This window comes from Achromobacter mucicolens (genome assembly GCF_029866465.1).
In the GTDB taxonomy this organism is placed as follows: Bacteria; Pseudomonadota; Gammaproteobacteria; order Burkholderiales; family Burkholderiaceae_B; genus Achromobacter; species Achromobacter mucicolens.
Genome location: NZ_CP123364.1, coordinates 3,927,626 through 3,947,214, shown reverse-complemented (window position 1 = coordinate 3,947,214; position 19,589 = coordinate 3,927,626). Strand labels below are relative to the sequence as shown.

Annotated in this window: 19 protein-coding genes and 1 pseudogene; 10 read left to right on the top strand and 10 right to left on the bottom strand. The window is 63.0% G+C overall.

Annotated elements, in window-relative coordinates; translation table 11 throughout:
- The first annotated feature begins 29 nt into the window (after positions 1-29).
- From QEP15_RS18045 to QEP15_RS18030, 4 genes are all read left to right on the top strand, one after another.
- Positions 30-914 carry a LysR substrate-binding domain-containing protein gene (locus tag QEP15_RS18045; protein WP_152385101.1) on the top strand — a complete coding sequence of 295 codons (885 nt, stop codon included), beginning with the start codon at positions 30-32 and terminating at the stop codon, positions 912-914.
- Positions 915-1,062: 148 nt separating this feature from the next.
- Positions 1,063-2,280: a CaiB/BaiF CoA transferase family protein gene (locus QEP15_RS18040; RefSeq protein WP_152385100.1), complete on the top strand. Its 1,218-nt coding sequence runs from the start codon at positions 1,063-1,065 to the stop codon at positions 2,278-2,280.
- A 15-nt stretch (positions 2,281-2,295) separates the two neighbouring features.
- Positions 2,296-3,156, top strand: a complete 861-nt coding sequence (locus QEP15_RS18035) for an enoyl-CoA hydratase-related protein (RefSeq protein WP_152385099.1) — start codon at positions 2,296-2,298, stop codon at positions 3,154-3,156.
- A 79-nt stretch (positions 3,157-3,235) separates the two neighbouring features.
- On the top strand, positions 3,236-4,219 hold the full coding sequence (locus QEP15_RS18030) for a Bug family tripartite tricarboxylate transporter substrate binding protein (protein WP_152385098.1): 984 nt from the start codon (positions 3,236-3,238) through the stop codon (positions 4,217-4,219).
- 40 nt (positions 4,220-4,259) lie between these two features.
- Here QEP15_RS18030 and QEP15_RS18025 read toward each other — a convergent pair whose 3' ends face one another.
- The 4 genes from QEP15_RS18025 to QEP15_RS18010 form a co-directional block, all read right to left on the bottom strand.
- Entirely contained in the window at positions 4,260-5,267 is a 1,008-nt protein-coding gene (locus QEP15_RS18025) for a Bug family tripartite tricarboxylate transporter substrate binding protein (protein ID WP_193725313.1), read from the bottom strand.
- 61 nt (positions 5,268-5,328) lie between these two features.
- On the bottom strand, positions 5,329-5,958 hold the full coding sequence (locus QEP15_RS18020; protein WP_152385096.1) for a fumarate hydratase C-terminal domain-containing protein: 630 nt from the start codon (positions 5,956-5,958) through the stop codon (positions 5,329-5,331).
- Positions 5,955-6,824 carry a fumarate hydratase gene (locus tag QEP15_RS18015; protein WP_152385095.1) on the bottom strand — a complete coding sequence of 290 codons (870 nt, stop codon included), beginning with the start codon at positions 6,822-6,824 and terminating at the stop codon, positions 5,955-5,957. The genes QEP15_RS18020 and QEP15_RS18015 overlap by 4 nt, the downstream gene beginning before the upstream one ends.
- The gene (locus QEP15_RS18010) at positions 6,808-7,872 is read right to left on the bottom strand and encodes a ketopantoate reductase family protein (protein WP_193725312.1); all 1,065 of its coding nucleotides are present in this window, start codon (positions 7,870-7,872) and stop codon (positions 6,808-6,810) included. The genes QEP15_RS18015 and QEP15_RS18010 overlap by 17 nt, the downstream gene beginning before the upstream one ends.
- A gap of 103 nt (positions 7,873-7,975) precedes the next feature.
- Here QEP15_RS18010 and QEP15_RS18005 point away from each other — a divergent pair, with 103 nt between their 5' ends.
- Positions 7,976-9,748: a tripartite tricarboxylate transporter substrate-binding protein gene (locus QEP15_RS18005; protein ID WP_193725311.1), complete on the top strand. Its 1,773-nt coding sequence runs from the start codon at positions 7,976-7,978 to the stop codon at positions 9,746-9,748.
- A 342-nt stretch (positions 9,749-10,090) separates the two neighbouring features.
- On the opposite strand, the gene QEP15_RS18000 is transcribed toward QEP15_RS18005, so the two are convergent.
- The 6 genes from QEP15_RS18000 to QEP15_RS17975 form a co-directional block, all read right to left on the bottom strand.
- Positions 10,091-10,717, bottom strand: coding sequence for a DUF6985 domain-containing protein (locus tag QEP15_RS18000; RefSeq protein ID WP_280147815.1), 627 nt, complete (start codon positions 10,715-10,717; stop codon positions 10,091-10,093).
- Positions 10,718-10,756: 39 nt separating this feature from the next.
- Entirely contained in the window at positions 10,757-12,094 is a 1,338-nt protein-coding gene (locus tag QEP15_RS17995; protein ID WP_193725310.1) for a S41 family peptidase, read from the bottom strand.
- A gap of 351 nt (positions 12,095-12,445) precedes the next feature.
- Positions 12,446-13,066: a hypothetical protein gene (locus QEP15_RS17990; protein ID WP_152385091.1), complete on the bottom strand. Its 621-nt coding sequence runs from the start codon at positions 13,064-13,066 to the stop codon at positions 12,446-12,448.
- A 61-nt stretch (positions 13,067-13,127) separates the two neighbouring features.
- Complete coding sequence (locus tag QEP15_RS17985) at positions 13,128-13,373, bottom strand: hypothetical protein (protein WP_152385090.1); 246 nt, start codon at positions 13,371-13,373, stop codon at positions 13,128-13,130.
- 139 nt (positions 13,374-13,512) lie between these two features.
- On the bottom strand, positions 13,513-14,493 hold the full coding sequence (locus tag QEP15_RS17980; RefSeq protein WP_227741272.1) for a Bug family tripartite tricarboxylate transporter substrate binding protein: 981 nt from the start codon (positions 14,491-14,493) through the stop codon (positions 13,513-13,515).
- Positions 14,494-14,529: 36 nt separating this feature from the next.
- Entirely contained in the window at positions 14,530-15,216 is a 687-nt protein-coding gene (locus QEP15_RS17975; RefSeq protein WP_152385089.1) for an RraA family protein, read from the bottom strand.
- Between the two features lie 121 nt (positions 15,217-15,337).
- On the opposite strand from QEP15_RS17975, the gene QEP15_RS17970 reads away from it, so the two are divergent.
- The 5 genes and pseudogenes from QEP15_RS17970 (at position 15,338) to QEP15_RS17950 (ending at position 19,582) form a co-directional block, all read left to right on the top strand.
- Entirely contained in the window at positions 15,338-16,234 is an 897-nt protein-coding gene (locus QEP15_RS17970; RefSeq protein WP_152385088.1) for a LysR family transcriptional regulator, read from the top strand.
- 636 nt (positions 16,235-16,870) lie between these two features.
- Positions 16,871-16,945 (top strand): annotated as a pseudogene (locus tag QEP15_RS17965) (carboxymuconolactone decarboxylase family protein); the annotation flags it as partial.
- 208 nt (positions 16,946-17,153) lie between these two features.
- A complete protein-coding gene (locus QEP15_RS17960) occupies positions 17,154-18,116 on the top strand; it encodes a Bug family tripartite tricarboxylate transporter substrate binding protein (protein ID WP_152385087.1) in 963 nt (320 codons plus the stop codon).
- A gap of 28 nt (positions 18,117-18,144) precedes the next feature.
- Positions 18,145-18,789 (top strand): glutathione S-transferase family protein, encoded by a 645-nt coding sequence (locus QEP15_RS17955; protein WP_280147814.1) that lies wholly within the window; start codon positions 18,145-18,147, stop codon positions 18,787-18,789.
- Between the two features lie 10 nt (positions 18,790-18,799).
- Entirely contained in the window at positions 18,800-19,582 is a 783-nt protein-coding gene (locus QEP15_RS17950; protein ID WP_175157072.1) for an aldolase, read from the top strand.
- Positions 19,583-19,589 lie beyond the last annotated feature (7 nt).

Sequence of the window (19,589 nt, the reverse complement as noted above, 5' to 3'; positions counted from 1 at the left end):
CGTCGCGTCAACGTAAGACTCTTACTGCCATGGCCCGCCGCGATCTACTTCCGCCACTGAATCCCGCCCGAGCGTTCGAAGCCACTGGACGCCTGCTTAGCGTTTCCAAGGCAGCCGATGAATTGTGCGTGACGCCTGCGGCGGTCAGCAGGCAGGTGCGTGCGCTGGAAAGCTATCTGGGCACGCCGCTGCTTTTACGCATACGCGGCCGCCTGGAGTTGACGCCGGCGGGCGCACGTTACCTGTCGGACTTGATTCCGTTGTTCGCAACCCTGCGCGAAGCCACGCAGGCGGTTTCCGGCAGCAAAGTGGGCCGGGACACCTTGCGTATCAGGTCGCCCGCCACCTTTGCCGTACGATGGCTCATCCCGCGACTGGCGAGTTTTCATCAGAAGCATAAAGACATCGACGTTCAAGTCATGACGTCGTTCGCACCACTGGATTTCCAGCGCGAAGACATCGACGCAGGCATACAGCTGGGCGATGGCCGCTGGCCGGGGATGCGCACCCTGCAGCTTGTGCGCAACGAGTTGATTGCTGTGGTGGCCCCCACGCTTCGGCTGTCGCAAAGGAAACAACTGGCGACGCAAACCTTGCTGCATTCGATGGCCCGGCCCGACGATTGGATGCTATGGCTGCGTGCCGCAGGTTTGCGCAACGTGAACCCCGCGCAAGGCATGAAGTACGAAACCTCCTTGCTTGCCTATCAGGCAGCCATTGAAGGTCATGGCGTTGCCATTGCCCAAAAGGCCCTGATCGAGAAAGAGCTGGCGGACGGGACCTTGGTGGCGCCGTTGGATCGCATGCTGGATCGTGAGGATTACACGTATTACTTCGCGTGGCCTACGGGCAAGCCCCAATCCAGGGCGTTGCGTCTATTCCGCGATTGGCTGGTCACCCTCGTCGCCCTCTGAACCGCGCGCGCCTGCACTGACCTCTTTACAAAAAGTCAAAGCGTCCTGCCGATAAAGTCGTTTGCCGGCTAGATCGGCCCTGCCTATTCTGCCCGCATGACAAGTGATCACGACCACCTATCAGGCCGTGTCGCGCAGGAGCCAGGATATGTTCAAACGCAGCTTGCAAGGTGTGCGAGTCGTGGATTTCTCGCACGTACTCGCGGGGCCCGTCTGCACCATGATGCTCGCAGATATGGGTGCGGAAGTAATCAAAATCGAGCCGCCGGGCGGGGAACTCGGGCGGCAGATCGGGCCTCCCTGGATCGCGGGAGAAAGCGCCGTCTATTTGAGCGTGAATCGCAACAAGCGCGGCATGGCGCTGGATCTGAAGTCCGACGGCGGCCGAGAAGTCGCCCGTCGCTTGATCAACCGTGCGGACGTGGTGGTCGAAAACTACCGGCCGGGCGTCATGCAATCGTTTGGGCTGGACTACGACACGCTGGCCGACAGCCACCGCGGATTGGTGTACTGCTCGATCTCCGCGTATGGCCAAAGCGGCCCGCTGCGAGGCCGGCCTGGTGTGGATGGCATCATCCAGGCCGCCAGCGGCTTGATGAGCACCTTGGGCATCGCGGGCGGAGAGCCGGTTAAAGTCGCAACGCCCGTCGCCGACATGGTCACTGCCTATATCGCGACGATTGCGATTCTGGCGGCGTGTAACGCGGCACAGCGCAGCGGCCAAGGCGAATACCTGGACATCAGCCTCTACAACGCGACGCTGATGCTGCAGCAGATCGGGTACGCATCGTTCTTCGCCTCGGACGCTGTACCCGCCAAGGCTGGCAGCGCCGCTCCCTACGCCGCACCCAATGAAGCCTACCAGACCCTCGACGGATGGATCATGGTGGCCGCCTACCATCCCCAGCGCTGGCAGGCGCTGTGCGCCGCCTTGGGGGCGGGCGAGCTGGAACATGATCCGCGCTTTGCCAGTAATGAGTGCCGTGTCGCGCATCGCGAAGAACTGCGCCGGGTACTGACGCCGTTGTTTCGGCAGCGTGCCACCGAAGCGTGGGTAAGTCGGCTGTCCGGACTGGACATCCTGTGTGCGCCGGTAGCGAACTACGACGATGTCGTCCGCTCGCAGGAATACGCCGCTAGCGGAATCGACAGTTGGGTTGACCATCCTGTTGCTGGAAAAGTGCGCGTGCCGGGCTTTGCGCCCGGGCCTGCTCACGCAGCAAGCGCGCATGACCCCATCACGGCCGCGCCAACGCTGGGCCAGCACAGCCGCCAAATCTTGAACGAATGCGGCTATGACACAGCCGAGATAGACGCCATGTTCAGTAGCGGCGTGCTGGGTAAGCACGAACGATTTTCTACATAAGCCAAGGAGACACCGATGAAAACCAATGAATCCAGCGTCTCGGGAAGTGCCTGCGTCCCGGGTGATGTGCTGATCCGGCAAGATGTCGCCGACGGCGTTCTCACATTGAGCCTGAATGACCCGGATTCAGGCAATGTCATGTCGGTGCGCATGGCTGAGGCCCTTGCCGAGGCACTGGAGCAGGCCAATACGCTGCCAGACGTTCATTGCGTATTGCTGCGCGCCAATGGCAAGTACTTCTGCACGGGCGGCAATGTGAAAGACATGGCTCGAGGATCCGACTTGATGCAGGGGTCGGTCACAGAGCTACGCGCCCGGCTGAAATCGACGCTGCACCGAATCACGCATGCAATGCAAGCACTGCAGGTGCCGTCCATTGCCGCGGTCAATGGCGCCGCGGTCGGAGCCGGCTGCGACTTGGCGCTCATGTGCGACCTGCGTGTGGCCAGCGAACGCGCGACGTTTGCCGAGAGCTTCCTGCGGCTCGGCCTGGTTTCCGGAATCGGCGGCGCCTGGTTCTTGACGCGCATCGTGGGGAGGGCGAAGGCGTTGGAGCTGACACTGACCAGCGAGTTCATCGATGCCCAGACCGCGCTGCAATTAGGCATGGTTTCCCGTGTCGTGGCACCGGAAGAGCTGGACGAGACAAGCGCCGCGTTGGGTCGCCGCATTGCATCGAACCCCCCCCATGCCTTGCGCATGGCCAAGCGCCTGGTATTGGATGCCGCCGAATCCACCTTGCCGATGGCGCTGGAGGCTGCTGCCGCCATGCAAGCGATTTTGCTCTGCGGCGATGAACACAAGACCGTGGTGCGCGAGTTTCTGGCAAAACGCGCCCGACGCGATCTCCAGGCTCAACCCGCTGGAGTGCGTTGACAGCGCAACCGCGGGCGGTGGCATACACAACGTGCGGGTCCTCGACGCCGGCACGGACAAATCACAGGAGACAAAAATCATGATCCGCATCACTGCTTTTATGATCCGCGTGGCGGCGTCGTTGTCGGCCGCCCTTGGTATGGCCTGGGCCGTATCGGCGCAAGCGGCTGATTACCCTGCGAAGCCCCTGACGTTTGTCGTGCCCTTCGGCGCGGGCAGCGCGACCGATTTGCTGGCACGCGCATTGTCAGCGTCGCTGACGCAACAAACGGGGCAGGCTGTCGTCGTGGAGAACCGACCTGGCGCGAGCGGCATGATCGCCGCGCAGCATGTTGCCCGAGCTGCCCCCGACGGCTATACGGTGTTAATCACCAGCAATACGACGCAAGCCGCCAATCCGCACCTTTTCAAGAAGCTCCCCTATGACCCGGTGGGGGATTTCACGCCGTTGACAGGATTGGGACGCGGCGGCCAGATTCTGGTGGTGAAAGTCGATTCTCCGTATCGCACCGCCGATGAGTTGATTCGCGCGGCACGGCAAGCCCCAGGAAAGTTGAGCTTCGGCAGCGGAAATTCGTCCAGCCGCATGGCTGGCGAAATGCTCAAGCAACTGACCGGCACCGATATCGTCTGGGTCGGCTACAACAGCAATCCCAATGCGCTCAACGATCTGCTGGGTGGTCACATCGACATGATGGTGATTGACACCGTGACGGGCTTGTCGCAGATCGAAGCTGGCAAACTGCGTCCGCTCGGCGCGTCAACCCTTGAACGCCTGCCTCAGCTTCCAGAGTTGCCCACCCTGAACGAGGCCGGCATCAAAGGCTATGACATGGGCTATTGGTTCGCCGCCTACGTACCGGCCGGCACACCCGCGCCGGTGGCAGCGACGCTTAGACAGCTACTGGTCAAGGCGGTCGGCAGCGACGGCGCGCAGACGTTCTTTCGGAACTCGGCAACCCAGGCGTGGACGACGACCCCCGACGGGTTGAGACAGTTTCAGGCTGCAGAGATTCAAAAATGGGGCAATGTCATCAAGGCGGCTGGAATCGAGCCGGAATGAGCTGCCCCTCCAACGCCTTACCGCGTCTGCGTCCGCCTTGTTAGTCCATCCGCACGCCGGCCTGCTGCGCCAGCTTGCCCCATTTCTGGCTCTCGTTCCGAATGAAGATGGCGAACTCCTCGGGCGTGCCTCCCATCGGATCGGCGCCTTGTCCTTTGATAAACGCGTCGACCTCGGGTGTGCGCAACACGCGGCCCAGCGCGGCGTTGATCTTCTCCACCACATCTCGGGGCAGCTTGGCGGGCCCCATGATGCCGTACCAAGTCCCACTGATCACATCTGGCAGGCTTTCCTCGGCCGTAGTGGGTATCTGAGGCAGAGTGGAGATGCGATTGGAGGATGTGACCGCCAGAGCGCGTAACCGGTCGTCGGCAATGAAGGCGGACACGGCGGGCGCGTCCGCGACCATCATGTCCACGGTGCCGCCGATTACGTCGGCAATGGCGGGCGCGGCGCCACGGTAGGGGATATGTGTGATGGACACGCCCGCGGAACGCTTAAGCAATTCCGCGCCGAGTTGCGTGGTGGTGCCATTGCCCGCCGACGCGAAGTTCAGCGTATCGGGCTTTGCCTTGGCTGCCCTGAGCAGGCTTGAAAGCGATGTGTAGGGGCTTTTGGAGGCCACCACCACGACCTGCGGCGTGTTCACCGCCAAGCCGATGGCGACGAGATCCCGGTCTGGGTTGTAGCTCACGTTCTTCGTGATGGCGGGAATGATCACCAGTGCGCCCGTCGACGAGAAGAGGATGGTGTGGCCGTCGGAGGCCTTGGCCACTTCGGCGGCTCCAAGTGTGCCGCCCGCGCCGGCGCGATTCTCCACGATCACCGTCTGTCCCAGCTCGGGGCCCAGGCGCGCGGCGATAAAGCGGGCCAGCGCGTCGGCGGGGCCTCCCGGCGCGAACGGGACGATCAAACGAATCGGTTGTCTTGGCCAAGACGCCGGTTGGGCTTGAGCAGGCGAAGAGAGCAGCAGTCCGCCGCAGGCGATCAGACTGGCCAATATGGCCGAGACGGCGCGGCGCCGAGCTGGAATCCGGGGATTTGTCATGTTGTCTCCTGTTATTGATCTATTTGGCCGCCGTGACGCCGGCAGCCAGGTCCTTGCTGATTTAGCTTTCGGGCGGCTTGCGCATGCGCGCCAGCTCCGCCAGGATGTCGGGAAGTCTCTGCCGAGCGCTGCGGCGGACATCCTCGTACAGACTGTTGCCGTGGGCGTCGATCCCCACCGTGGTCGGCCCCAGCCCTTCGACGCGCAGGCGCACGATGCGGTAATGGGTCAGCATGTCCGGCCATCCCACTTCGAGCACTTCCTTTACGGCCTGGGTGAGCGGCGTGCACCCGCCGCCGAGGAATGACAGGTAGACGCCGCCCGTTTGCCGCAGCGCCTGGACACTCGCGGAATCGAGGCCGCCCTTGCCGCCGACGGCGTGCAGGCCCAATTCCCGGATCAGCGTGGGCATGTAGGGGTTGAAGCGGGTGCTGGTCGTCGGGTTGATGTAACGCACGTCGAAATGGTGGCCGCGTTGTTCGCTGTAACTGCCGATATGGAACAGGCTTTGATCCTTCATCGCCAGCGGCAGCGGTTCATGCCCCTCCAGCGCGCGCAGTAGCCGTTGATGAGTGGGCAGCCCAGCCGTTACCAGAATTTCTCCGTCCAGCACCACAAGGTCGCCTGCGCGAAGCTTGAGCGCGGCCTCGGCGGAAAGCGGGAAGCGCAATCGGTGCAGGGATGGCGTCATTCGATCACCTCAACGCGACCGTCGTTATGCAGGCGAGCCCGGGTGCGGCGGTTTATCCAGCAATTAAAGGCGACCGCTACTGGGATAAATCCGTGCCCGGCAGCGTAGTTGACGTGCACGGCATAGGCTGTGCTCGTTCCGCCCGTACCCATGGGGCCAAACCCGGTCTGGTTCACTGCCGCTGCCAGCCGGCGCTCCATGTCCGCCACGAATGGCTCGGGATGAACCTGTCCGATCGGACGCAGCGTGGCTTCCTTGGCCAATTTGGCGGCGTAGTCAAAGGTTCCCCCAATCCCCACGCCCACAACCACTGGCGGGCAGGGCTGAGTACCGGCTTCCATCACGGCCTCCATGATGAAGGCTTCGATGGTCGCCTGGTCGGGAAAACTGAATATCTTTAGCGCTGCCCACCGCCCGGAGCCGAGTGCCTTGGGACTGCAGGTGATGTCCAGGCAATCGCTGCCGTCGACGACGTCGAACGTAATGATGGGCATGCCCGGCCCGGTGTGGCCGCGCTGCAGTGTCAGCGGATGGGTGACATGGGGAAGCAGTGGCGGGTTGATGGTGTCCACCAGCGCTTCGTAACCGTCGACGATCGCCCGGCGCAGGTCGCCATCCAACTTTGCCTGCGTACCCACGCGCACGAAGTAGACGGGTATCCCTGCGTCGGAGCAGACGAAATGATTGGATTGTTTGGCTGCATCGGCGCTCTGCAGCATGATCCGCAACGTGTGCCTGGCGGTTTGATCTGATTCGCGTTGTTCCGCTTGCGCGAGCGCCAGGCGGGTGTCATCAGGAATGCCGCGCAGGGATCGGTCATACAGTTGCGCGCACACGGCGGCGATCAGTTCAGCGGAAATTGCCATGGGGCGTCTCCGTGTTGGATGCCGCGGCCAGCGACCGGGCTCGAAGCGCCGCCAATGCGTGAACCGTGCGGCAGTGGGGCATGTCCACGCCAGTCTGCGCGGCCAACTCGATCGCCGCGCCCAGAATGGCAGCCAGTTCGACTGGACGTCCTGCCTCGGCGTCCTGAAGCATGGACGTTTTGACGTGGCCAAGGCGCCTCGTCGTTGCGATACGTTCCGCGGGCGACACCGCCGGTGCGATACCCAGGCTCCGCCCAAGCGCCAGTAACTCGCACATCATCTGCGTGAAGACGCCACGTACGCCTGGATCGTCGATCATGACGTCGGTAGCGGAATCGGTCAGTAAGCTGACGGGGTTGAAGCATGCGTTGCCGAGCAGTTTGCTCCAGACTTCCGTGCGGATGTCTTCCGTCGTATGGGCGTCCAGCCCGCAATGACGTAGCAGCGTCACCCACTGCGATAGCCGTTCTTTGTCGGCAGTTTGCACGACATTGCCGAAAACCAGCCGAGAACCCGCACCGTGCCGGGTGATGCCGGGCTCGGGACTGGAACAGGACGGGTACACGACCGCGCCGATGATCCGATCTGGCGGAACCGCGTGGCCGAGTTCGCCATGCGGATCCGTGCTGGTCAGCGGCGCTGCCAGCGAAGATTTGCCCGCACCAAACCACCACGGAACACCATTTATCGCTGGCACGACGATGGTTTCCGGGCCGACCAGGCGCGCGAGCAGCGGGGCCAGCGATGGCAGGGAATGGGCTTTGACGGCCAACAGGACGACGTCCGGCATCCATGGATCATCCTGCTCGAATCCGCTGCCGATCTCGGTGTCGAAGGCGAGAACGCTTGCGCCAATACGCTGGCCACCGATATCGAGCCGCCAGCCGTGCTGCCTGATGGCGGCCAGGGTCTGGCCACGTGCGAAGACGCGGACATCCACACCGGAGCGCGCCATTTGAACGCCAAGAAAGCCGCCGATGGCGCCCGCGCCGATGACGCAGACCCGCGTTGGCGGGATGGGTCGCAGGTCAATAGAACGCTTTTCCATGCTTCGATCCTTCGGGAAAGTACTGAATTGAATCCGTTGCCCGGGCGCGAGATAAATGAATTCTTCGGCTAGACTCATAAGTTCCACTTATAAATATCGCGCCATGCATGTCACTTTGCGTCAGTTGCGGGTCTTGCTCGCGGTAGCCGAGACGGGCAGTTTCAGCGCTGCGGCGCGGGTAGTGGGGTTGTCCCAGCCGGCAGTCAGCCAGAGCATCCGGGCCGTCGAGCAGGCGCTTGGGGTGTCGCTGCTGCAAAGGACTACGCGCCATGTCGTGCTGACGCAGGCTGGCGAACAACTGGTCTTGCCGTTGCGGGACGCGCTGAAGACGCTGGAAGACGTCCTGACACAAGCGCAGCAGGCTGGTGAGCGCCTGCTGCACGTGGTGCGTGTGGCCGCTACGCCTTCGCTGTCCGGCAGGCTATTGCCGCGCTGTCTGGCAGACGTCGCACGGCAATTCCCTGGCGTTGCGGTGCAATTGAAAGAGCAGGCGCAAGACGCCGCGCTGGCATCCGTCAGGCAAGGGACGGTGGATTTTGCGTTGGCAGTCGGTGATTTTGGGCCGTGTGAGTTGCAGCGCACCTCGTTGCTAAAGGATCGCTTCGTGCTGGTCTGCCGCGGCGATCATCCATTTGCCCGTCGTGACAAGGTCTCGATTGGACATCTTGCCCTTGAGCGTCTGATCGTGCTTGACGCGGCGAACGGCGGACGCCGGGGGCTGGACCGTGTGCTGGTCGCGCACGGTGTCTCGGTCGACGTATTGCAGGAAGTCGCGTCGGCCTCGACCGCGTTTGAAATGGTGAAGGAGCGGTTGGGCGTGGCACTGCTTCCGGCCAGTTGTGTGCCGACGTTCTCAATGAAGCAATTGCGCTCGGTCAGCCTGGAGCCGGACGTCTTGCGTGACGTGTCACTGTTCAGTCGCCGGCATGAGGACTTGTCCGAGGATGCACGCGCGGTACACGACATCATTCTTGCTCGGGCGCAAGGCGGTACGCGAGGCGTGCCGCGGCCGCTCACTGTCCTCGTTCCGTTTCCGAAGCGAGGACCGGTGGATAGCTACGGCAGAGCGTTCGCCAAGCTGCTGGCTGCGCGCCTGGGCAAGGATGTGGTGGTGACCAACACGGTCGGCTTGGGTGGCGCGCAAGGCGTTCACGCCGTCACGCGCTCGCGGGCGGACGGCTACACCATCGGTATCGCGGGCAATGGTGCGACCGTATTTACGCCAGCCAGTGGGCGGCAACCGTTGTTCGACGTCTTCGAGGACCTCACGTTTCTCAGCGGTCTGGTGCGTGTGGCTGCCGTGCTGGTGGTAGGGGCACATACCGCCGCCCGCGATTTTGCGCAGTTGTGTGCCCTTGCCCGACTGCATCCTAAGCGTTTCGTTGTTGGCGCGGCGGGAACGGGTTCGAGCCGGATGCTTGCCGAACTTCTGGGGCGCTTGACCGGCATCGAGCTGACACATAAATCCTATGACGGGCTGGCACCGGCGCTGGACGACCTCGCCAAAGGCAAACTTGACATGGTCTTCGGGGAGCCGGCCGGCGTGCTTCCGCTGGTGCGAGCCGGAAAGGCATTTGCGCTGCTCACGACCGGCGATGAGCGTTGCTCTTTGTTGAACGAAGTGCCGAGCGCGGCTGAGGCCGGCTTGCCGGATCTTGCGACTGACGGGGGATACTGCCTGGTGGCGCCGCCATCATTGCCGGCCAGCGTCCTTGAGCGGCTGTCAGGCGCGATCGCGGAAGTTCTGCAGTCCGACGAACTGAATCGGACTTTCGCCGCGCTGGGTGTTCGGCCCGATTTTCGAAGCGGCCCATACTACGAGAATTTCGTCAGGGGAGAGCAGTCTCGTTGGCAAGCATTTCTCGAGAGAGATTGATTCCAGTCATCTCGTTAGCCGCGATGCCCAGATCAGCCGCACAGTGTGCAAGCTGCTCCCTCACATGAAGCTTCAGCGCGTTGGGGTGGGGCACGCATGCGTTGGCGCCGCAGTCGTTCCGCGAGGCCACATGGCTGGTCGAAGCCGGCAAGCTCATGCCGTATCTCGCTCCCCGGCGGTTCGACCTGCGATCCGCGGAAGTTGCCTACGAAAGCTATCTCGACCGCAACCGCGAGGGGGGAAATCGTGGCGGATGTCGCATGATGCTCGCACCCCGCATTGCGGGTGGCGGCATCGGTTGGCGATTTGCTGCCGACTCAATAGATCATTCTTTGCACGGCGCTATGGTTCCGAGCCCCGGGACTTTGCGTGCCGCGCCGCAATCCATGACAAGGTGCCGACGTCGGCCCCTCCAGACTCGATGACGGTGGTGCCGGCCATCATCAATCCGTAACCGTGTTCCTCCTCCCAGGCGCAGCGGAAGTCCAGGCCGATATAAGGCCCGCCTGCGACAGGATGGAGCGTGATGTTGTTCAGACGGATCAGTTTCAGCAAGGCTGGGCCATCCCAGTGCTGCGGCAGGCGGAAGGCATCATCGTCCAAAACGATGCCATCCTGCTCGGCGCGCAGGCGCGGCAGATCCGCCAGCATCGCCTTCATCACCGCCTGGTAGAACGCCTCGTCATGGTCCAGCAGCCAGCGCGCCGCCTCGATCATCATTGACGCCGGCGCTTCACCGGAGCCATCGTCATTTTCAAACAAAGCGATGACCTCCCCGGCTTGTGCGATCGCGTCGTCGCGCGCGTAGCCCTTTGAAGCGGGAAGGGCATCGGCGCCGCGCAATCGCGACGTTGCGGGCAGTGGCAACGCGGTGATCCAGACGCACCACGCGCTTTTCGGCCCATAGAGCGTAGGCAGGCCCGTTACCGAAAGCGGCACATAGTCTGATGGAATCTGGCCGGTATTCATTGAATCGCTCCTTGAATCTTTGTTGAGGCGACGCCAACCTCAATCTCCGGTCGTGGCTGCCGTCAGGGCCGTCAGCGCCGCCAGCAACGCCGTGTCGGCACCTCCAGGCGCGGAGGCCACCGCCGCGCGCACCCGTTGCGCCAAAGCGCCGTTGAAATCGGCCGCAATCTCGGCGCGCAGTGTGACCCGCCGGCCGGTCTTGTCCAGAAGCATGTCTGGCGCCACCCCCACCGAGTCCAACCGCGCGCCATCGGCGCGGTGGACGCGGGCGGTGGTGATCACCAACGCGCGCTGGTCGCCGGGCAGGGCGCGCACGGTCTGGATCGTGCCCGCACCCAGGGTTGCCGTGCCGATCAGCAAGGCACGGCCGTGGTCCTGCAGTGCGGCCGCCACGATCTCTGCGCCGGCGCCCGTTCGGTGATCGATCAGCACCACTACCGGAACCAACTGCGGCACGAGGGGGGCGCGGGCGTGCAAGGTGCGCGCATTGTCCGGCGTGCGACCGCGCAGGCTGCCGACCTCGGATCCTTCGGGCAACACCATGCCGGCGACTTGTTCGGCTGCGTCGAGCAGCCCGCCGGCGTTGCCGCGCAGGTCCAGCACCAGTCCCGACAGCGGCGCTTCGGCATGCGCGGACGCTGCGTCGAGCGCATCTTTCAACTGGCGGCCCGTTCGGCTGTCGAAAGCGGAGATCCGGATCACCGCAAGCGCGCCATCCAGGTCCCAACGTACCGTGGGAGGCGCCTGTACGGGTCCGCGCACAGGCTGCGCCGTGATCGCGCTGACCGAACCCGGCCGCCGCAGGGTGAGCGTGGCGCGGGTGCCTGCCGTGCCGCGCAGCAATGCAACGGCTTCTGGCAAGGGCAGGCCCGCGGTGGCACGGCCGTCCACGTGGGTCACGATGTCGCCGGCCTGGACGCCGGCGCGCTCGCCCGGGCTGCCGGGCAGGGGCCGCACGACGGTCAGGGCACCGTCCCGGATCGACAGCTCCAGGCCGACGGATGCCGGCGGGGCTGCCAGTTCAGCGGGCGTCGCGACGCGGCTGTAGGGGTCCAGACCCGCCATCATGCCGCGCAGGGCCGCGTCCAGCGCCATCTCGCGCGGTGTGCCGTCGGCAAAACGCAGGATCTCGCCGGTCAGGATGCGGATCTGGGGTGTCATGCCTTCCGTCTGATGGCCGGTCAGGACGGCCTGTTCGATCGCGGCCTTGCGCGATGGATCTTGAGCGTCTGGCAGCGCCTTGAGCGCGCTCAGGCCGTTCACCACGAGTACACGTGAATCGAGGGGATCGACGTACTGGTTTACAACCTGGGTCATGGCAGCCGCGAGCGTGGCTTCGATCTCCTGGCGCGTCATGGCGGCGGCAGACGCGTGCACGATGGTGCCCGCCCACAGCAGGGCGCAAAACGATTGTCGCAGCGCGCACCCACGCCCGGCGAACGATGCCTGGCTTTTTGCGGGCGCCGGCCCCGCCCCGCGCGAAGGCCGCGATCGAAAGGGCGCGCAGACGAGGGCGGTTCGGAACGCTTCAGCCCAAAAGGCAAAGGAAAGTTTCGTCATCCTGCGGAATGCGCCGCGTGCGCGTCGAATTGTCGAGTGCGCTGATGTTAGCAGCCATGAAAGCATCGCCAATTTGCGGTGCGAGTGTCGGGTCCGAGCTGCCTGCGCCTGGGGATCGCTAGGCAGACAGTATGACAACCACTGCTGCGCGTCGCCGCAGACCTGGTCTCAAAGACGGTCGAGTTGTTCTCGCGGGTGAAACTCCGGGTCGTCTTTGCCGTCCAGCATCGCGTCCACCATGCGCTCGAATGCGCCAGCGGCATTACCGAACGCATCGGAAGCCAGAAACTCGGATCTGCCTATTCCGTCCAGTCCAAGCGCAGCAACGGTTTCCCGTTCGCCTTCCTCGCCCCAGATGTAATCGTGAACCACCGCAAGGCCTCGACCATCCGCCTCGAAAAAATCGGCCGCGCCACGCGCTACCGTCAGAAAAACGATGAGGTCGTAGAGATTTTCAGAATAGGTCAGCGACCCTGCAACGAAGTGCGTCTCCGAAGAATCGTAGGCCGCAACCTTGATGTGGTCGGCCTCGGCGGATTGCAGAATGGCTCGCAGCGCCGCGCGATTGTCCGAATGGCGAGCCAGCATGGCGTCGCATTCCGAAACAAGCTTGCCCAAATCCTGATCGCTGGAGGCAGCCAAATCCTTGCCTCCCGACAGATACCACTGCCCGCCAATGGTGCGCCAATCCGACCATCTTGATGCGGTCGGCACAGGGGCAGCGAGCCATCTGGCTAGATTCTCGCGGGGCATCTGGAATTTGAGAAAGGCGGAATAGGGTTCGGACATGGCAGCTATCGATCCTCAGGTGCTCAGCAACTTTGCTTTTATCAAAATGGCGCTGCAAATTCTACGGTTGCGTCTTCAGCGCGGCCTGCCGCAGGATGTCGTAGACCGACAGGCCCGGAAGCCGCGAGAAGAACGTGTTCCTATCGGAGGAAGCTGTCCACGCAGACCACAGCGTCAGCACGGAAAGCTGGCCATGCTTCCATGCGACGAGCGCCTCGATATCGCCCGCGTCGCGGCCGTTCTTGTCTTCGACGGAAAACCGGAAGGTGCGCGCGGAAAACCCCTGGTCCGCCAACGCACTATCCACCAAAGGAGCATGCGCACGACTGCTGATCAACTGATTTCCCTACTGATGAAGTCTTATTTAACACCCGCCCTTGGCGCCCTGTGCTTCGTAGACCGTGGCAGCACCCAACTAGCGCAAGGTGGCAGGCAGATCGGTCATGTCAGTCCACCTTCGCGCCAGTACGTTTCACCAGCGATTCCCAGTACGGTAGTTCTTTGGCTATAAAGCTCGCGAACTGTTCGGGCGTTCCGGCCACGTCATCGGAGCCCATCTCGTCCAGGTTCTTGGCCAGCGTCGGACTCTTCAGCGCCTTGACCACCCCCAGGTTGAGGCGCTGGATCAGTGCCGCGGGTGTTTTTGCTGGAGCAAAGATTCCATACCAGTTGTCGATCACGAAATTGGCATGGCCCAGTTCTTTCATCGTCGGCACGTCGGGCAGGATCCTGGAACGGACTGTGCCAGTAGTGGCCAACGCGCGGATGCGGCCCGAGCTGAGCTGCGGGGCGATGGCTGTAGTGGTTTCAAACGCGATGGGCACCTGGCCTGCAATTACGTCGGCCAGCGCCGGCCCCTGTCCGCGATAGGGGATGTGGATCATGTCGAGCTTCATATCAAGTTTGAGCATTTCACCCATCAGGTGTTGCGGGCTGCCACTGCCACCCGATGCGAAATTGAATTCGCCGGGCTTGCTGCGAATCAGGGTGAACAGCTCATCGGCGGTCCTGGCAGGCACGGAGGCGTTGACGTAAAGCACCAGTGGGACTGCAGCCACTTCAGCGACCGGCGCCAATGTGCTGACCGGGTCGTTGCGCAGTGTGTACAAGTTGCGGTTGATGACGACCCCGGTGTTGTTGCCCAAAAGCAGTGTGCAGCCGTCTGGCGCTGCCGTGGTGACGTACTGAGTTCCGATGTTGCTGCTTGCGCCACCCTTGTTCTCCACGATGACGTTGGTGCCCAGTTCTGCGGCCAGTCCCGGCGCGATCAGACGCGCCAGAATGTCGGTGGTGCCGCCCGGCGGGTAGGGTGAGATGATCTTCACCAGCTGGCAGGGATAAGGCTCCTGGGCCAAAGCTGGCGCGGCGATTGCGGCAGTGACCGCGCACAGGGCTCCTGCACTCAAAATGCGGATTATTGACATCATGTCTCCTTGGATTATGTAGTTGTTATCAGCGCAGAATCAGGTCGGATCGGTCGGTCTATCCGGAGAACGCTGCAGTTTGTGATAGCCGAACTGCCTGCGCGCTTCGGCCAGCGGCACGCCGTTCAACGCCGCTGCCAATATCTGGCTTTCCAGCGCGCGTGTTTCCAGCGCCTTATGGAGCACTTCCCGTATGCGCGCCTGCGGCACCACCACCACTCCATCGGCATCGCCAATCACAAGATCTTTCGGACACACGCGCACGTCACCCAGTGCGACGGGCTCCTCGTAAGCCTGTACCTGCACCCGATCCTTGCCGGTGCGCATGAAGGCGCCTCGGGCATATAGCGGATAGCCAGCATCGTCGGCTTCAGCTGTGTCGCGGCATACCCCGTGCACGACCGTACCGGCAATGTTTTTTTTCGCAGCCAAGCGGCTGAGAATGCCGCCCCACACAGTGCAGTCCATCCGGCCGCCATTGTCCAAGACGGCTACGGTGCCGGGGACGAGCCGGTCGATGAAGTCGCCCACTGTCCCAGGCTGGGCGTCGTCGATTGGCGCGAATCGGACCGTATAGGCATGTCCGAACAGCCTGTCCGGCCCGGCGACCGGCCGTATGCCCAGGACACAACCAGCCAGCTTGTAGTAGTCGAGGGCGTCGGATACCTCGGCAGTGGAAAGGCCGCGGGCAAGACTCAGCCATTCGGGCTCGTTCAAATCAGGCATCAACAGGGTCTCCAAGTTTGGCGCGTGAATGGGGGCTTTCAATCTGGGTGCTTTCAATCCCATGTTCAGCTAAAGAAATGTAGAGAGCAATCAAGCATTTTTGAGCGTAAGATCAATTTCCATGAACCTAAAACCCCTGCAGTTCTTTTGCGAAGTGGTCGAAACCCGCAATGCCAACTTGGCGGCCCAGCGGTTGCACGTCGTGCCTACGGCGGTCAGCATGCAGCTGGCACAGTTGGAAGCCCGGTTGGGAGCGAAGGTGTTCGACCGTTCGAAACGGCCCATGACGCTTACGCCGCTGGGCAGTTTCATCTATCCCAAAGCCAAGGCGCTGCTGGCCGACGCCCAACGTCTGTTCGACGAGGCGCAGGACATGGCCTCGGGCCATTTTGGTTGGTTGAGTATTGGCTTCACGCGTTCGACCATTTTTTCGGTGCTGCCCGATGCTGTACGCAAGATGAAGGCTGACCTACCCAAGGTGCGAATCGATCTAACCGAAATCCTCAGCGAGCACCAGGGCGAGGCCCTGCGCAGCGGGCTTATCCATGTGGGCCTGTCGCGCACCATCGGGCGGTGCATCGAGGAGGAGGACCTGGACTACTTTCCGCTGTTCGAGGACGCGCTGGTTGCGGCCGTGCCGTGTACGGATGCGGTTGCCAAGCGCAAGCGACTCACGCCCAATGACCTGGCCGACATGGCCTTCATCAGCTATCCAAAGGATCCGGGTAGTAGCTTCGCCCGCTCGACCATCGAGGCGTTGGAACAAGCGGGAGCCAAGGTCCGTGTGGGATACGAGGCGAAAGAAATCCACACCGCGCTGGGTCTGGTGGCGGCCGGCCTGGGCTTTGCCTTGGTTGGAAGGTCGGTTGCCGACCACAGCCGCAGCGATATCCTGTTCTTGCCCGTCCAGGGGCTGACGGCCAGGGCACAGGTATATGCGGTGCGCGCCAAAGGCGTCTCACATCAATTGGTTGACGGCTTCATGAAGATCGTCGCGGCGCAGTCGGGCGCGCGATGATTTGGTAAATTGTGTCGCGAAGAAACGATTAAGACCGCGAACTCCCATTCCCCCGCCCCAGGTTTGAGCGCACGGAATAAAGTTCGCTTTTTTTTTGACGGGCGAGCTCGCAAAATTTGTACCAGCCAAGTTCGCATTTTTTTGCAAGGGACGCAGGACAAGGATGGATTTATACGAAAGTTCGCCTTTTCTTGGGCAAGTAGCAAATCGGTGCGCTTCTTGGCGCGAGTGGGTTCCAAGCCACCGTGCCGGGAATGTGTCTTAGGGCCAAACCGTGATGCAAATTTAACCCGCGACGCCACTGATATAGCCTTCGTTATACCTCCTGAAAACCGCCTCGGGGGCCGTAGGGTCCAGCTAGATTGCGCGGGGTTTTCGGCTCGGGCCGGCGCGGTTCGAGCCTCTTCAGGTTCAGAAGCCGTAGGCACGTCGGGCAGTTCAGACGAACCAATTTTCGTCTTTTAACCAATGTGCACCGCAGGGAAGGCACGTGAGCTGACAGGCCGACTCTGTCACCAACATGCGTCCGTTCGGAATGAACGGCGCCGAGCCGAGAGGAGTCTTGGCCATTCAGAAAGCCTAGAAAAGGGCCAAGAAGCGGTGGCAGGGATATCCACCTTGGCAAGCCCCGTGGAGAAGCACGGACATCTTGATCCCAAGGCGCATGAACTGATCGCGCTGGCCGTCGCAGTTACCACGCGTTGCGACGGTCGATGAGATATCGGAGGCGCTTTTGGTGGGGATGGGTGCGGGTAGTCTGCAGTTGCCGGAATTTATGAAAAGGCGAACTTCAGTGAAATAGGCGGACTATATTCCCCCGCCCCAGGTTTCCCCTAATCAAATTCCCCTTGCGGAAAATCAATGCTCTATAGGACACTTTGTGTCATAGCGCCGCGATGGCGCATACAAGGGGAATGGCATGAAGGTCTTGGGCATGGTGGCAGCGTTGGCGATGACGGCGGGATTGGCGGGGCACGCGCAGGCGGCGTTTCCGGAGCGGCCGATCCGGCTGGTGGTGCCGTTTGGCGCCGGCGGCATCACGGACATCGTGGCGCGGCAGGTGGGCAAGGGAATGGGGGACGTGTTGGGGCAGGGGATCGTCATCGAGAACCGGCCGGGCGCGGGCGGCGTGATCGCGGCGCAGGTGGCGGCGACGGCGCCGGCCGATGGGTACACGATATTCATGGGGACAGTGGGCACGCAGGTCGTGAACCCGTTGATCTACGCCAAGCTCAGCTATGACGCGGACAAGTTTGCGCCGGTCGGCATGGTGTCCGGGTCGCCCTATTTGCTGGCCGTGCGTTCGGGTTTGCCCGGCGCGTCGTTCGCCGAGTTCGTCAAGTATGCCAAGGCCAATCCCGCCAAGCTGAATTTCGGCTCGGCCGGTAACGCCAGTTCGCCGCACCTGGGCCTGGAGCTTCTGAAGCTGACTGCGGGCGTGGACATTGTGCATGTGCCGTTCAAGAGCGGCAGCGAGGCCGTGAATGCGGCGATCGGCGAGCAGGTGGATGTGGTGATGGACGCCAGTCCGGTCATCATGCCGCACGTCGCGTCGGGCAAGTTGCGGGCGCTGGCGGTGGCGTCGGACAAGCGGCTGCCGTCTGCGCCCGCGGTGCCAACCAGCGTCGAGGCGGGCGATGCGGGCCTGCAGATCAGTTCGTGGAATGCGTTCTTTGCACCCGCCGGCACGCCGCCGGACGTGGTGGCTGCGTTGAGCGCGGCCTTGCAAAAGACGCTGGCCTTGCCCGACCTGAAGGAACGGCTGGCGGCGCAGGGCACGCAGCTCTACACGGGCACGCCCGAGGAATATCAGCGCTTCATCGGCGGCGAAAAGACCAAGTGGGCCGAGATCGTGAAGCGCGCCAATATCAAGATGGATTAGGAAACACGCATATGGAAAGGAGCTACGCATGAATACCGGGGCGTCCCACCCGCTGGCGGGCAAGCCGCTGGAACTGGCCGATACGCTGCGGTCGGGCAACGCGTGGAAGATCCGCTTGGCCTGCGGGCTGATGGGTCTGCCACTCAAGCGGCGCACGTTCGACATCGTTCAGGGCGACCTGGAGACCGAGGCGTTCGCGCGCATCAATCCGTGGCGGCAGGTGCCGGCGCTGTTGACGCCGGAAGGGCAGTGGCTGGCGGAGTCGCAGGCGATCCTGTGGTATCTGGGCATGGGCACGTCGTGGCTGCCCGAAGACCGGCTGGCGCAGGCGCAGGTGTCGAGCTGGTTGAGTTTCGAGCAGACCCAGCACATGCACGCGTTCGCGCAGCCGCGCCTCTTGATCCACCTGCGGCAGACCGCCAAGACGGACGATCCTGACATGGTGGCGTGGCGCGCGGTGGGCATGAAGGCCGCCGCGCTGATGGACGGCCACCTCGCGGGCCGCGAGTTTCTGGTGGGCGCCTCGCCCACCATCGCGGACATCGCGTTGTACCCCTACACGAGCATGGCGGGCGAGGGCGGTTACGACCTGTCCGGCTTTGCGAACCTCACTGCCTGGCTGGCTCGCATGCGCGCCTTGCCGGGATTTACGCCGTTGATGGAAACGGCATGACGGAGACATGATGGCCGATACGATGCACCTGGGAAAGGACGAACTGATCGCGCGCGCACAGGCCGAGATGCAGCGCCAGTTCGACACCCCGCAATGGACCTTGCGCGAGCGGCTGGCGCTGACCTGCCGCATCCTCTTTGACGGCGGGCATGATTCGGGCCTGGCGGGCCAGATCACGGCGCGCGCCGATGCGCCCGACCGCTATTTCACGCAGCGTTTGGGGTTGGGCTTCGACGAGATCACGGCCAGCAACCTGCTGCTGGTGGACGAAGACCTGCGCGTGCAGGAAGGCGGCGGCATGCCCAATCCGGCGAACCGCTTTCACTCGTGGATCTACCGCGCGCGGCCGGACGTGAACTGCATCATCCACACGCATCCGCTGCATGTGGCGTCGCTGTCGATGCTGGAGGTTCCGCTTGAGGTCTCGCACATGGACAACTGCCCGCTCTACGGCGACGTGGCGTTCCTGAAGGACTGGCCGGGCGTGCCGGTGGGCAACGAGGAAGGCGAAATCATTTCCAAGGCGCTGGGTTCCAAGCGCGCCATCCTGTTGTCGCATCACGGCATGCTGGTTGCGGCCGGGTCGGTGGAAGAAGCCTGCGTGCTGGCGCTGCAGTTCGAGCGTGCCGCCCGGATGCAGCTGCTGGCGATGGCCGCGGGCAAGATCCAGCCGATTCCGCCGGAACTGGGCCGCGAGGCGCACGACTGGATTCTGACGCCCAAGCGGTCGCAGGTGGGGTTCTCGTACTATGCGCGCCGCGCCCTGCGGGCGCACCCTGATGTGCTGAGCTAGGCGAAGC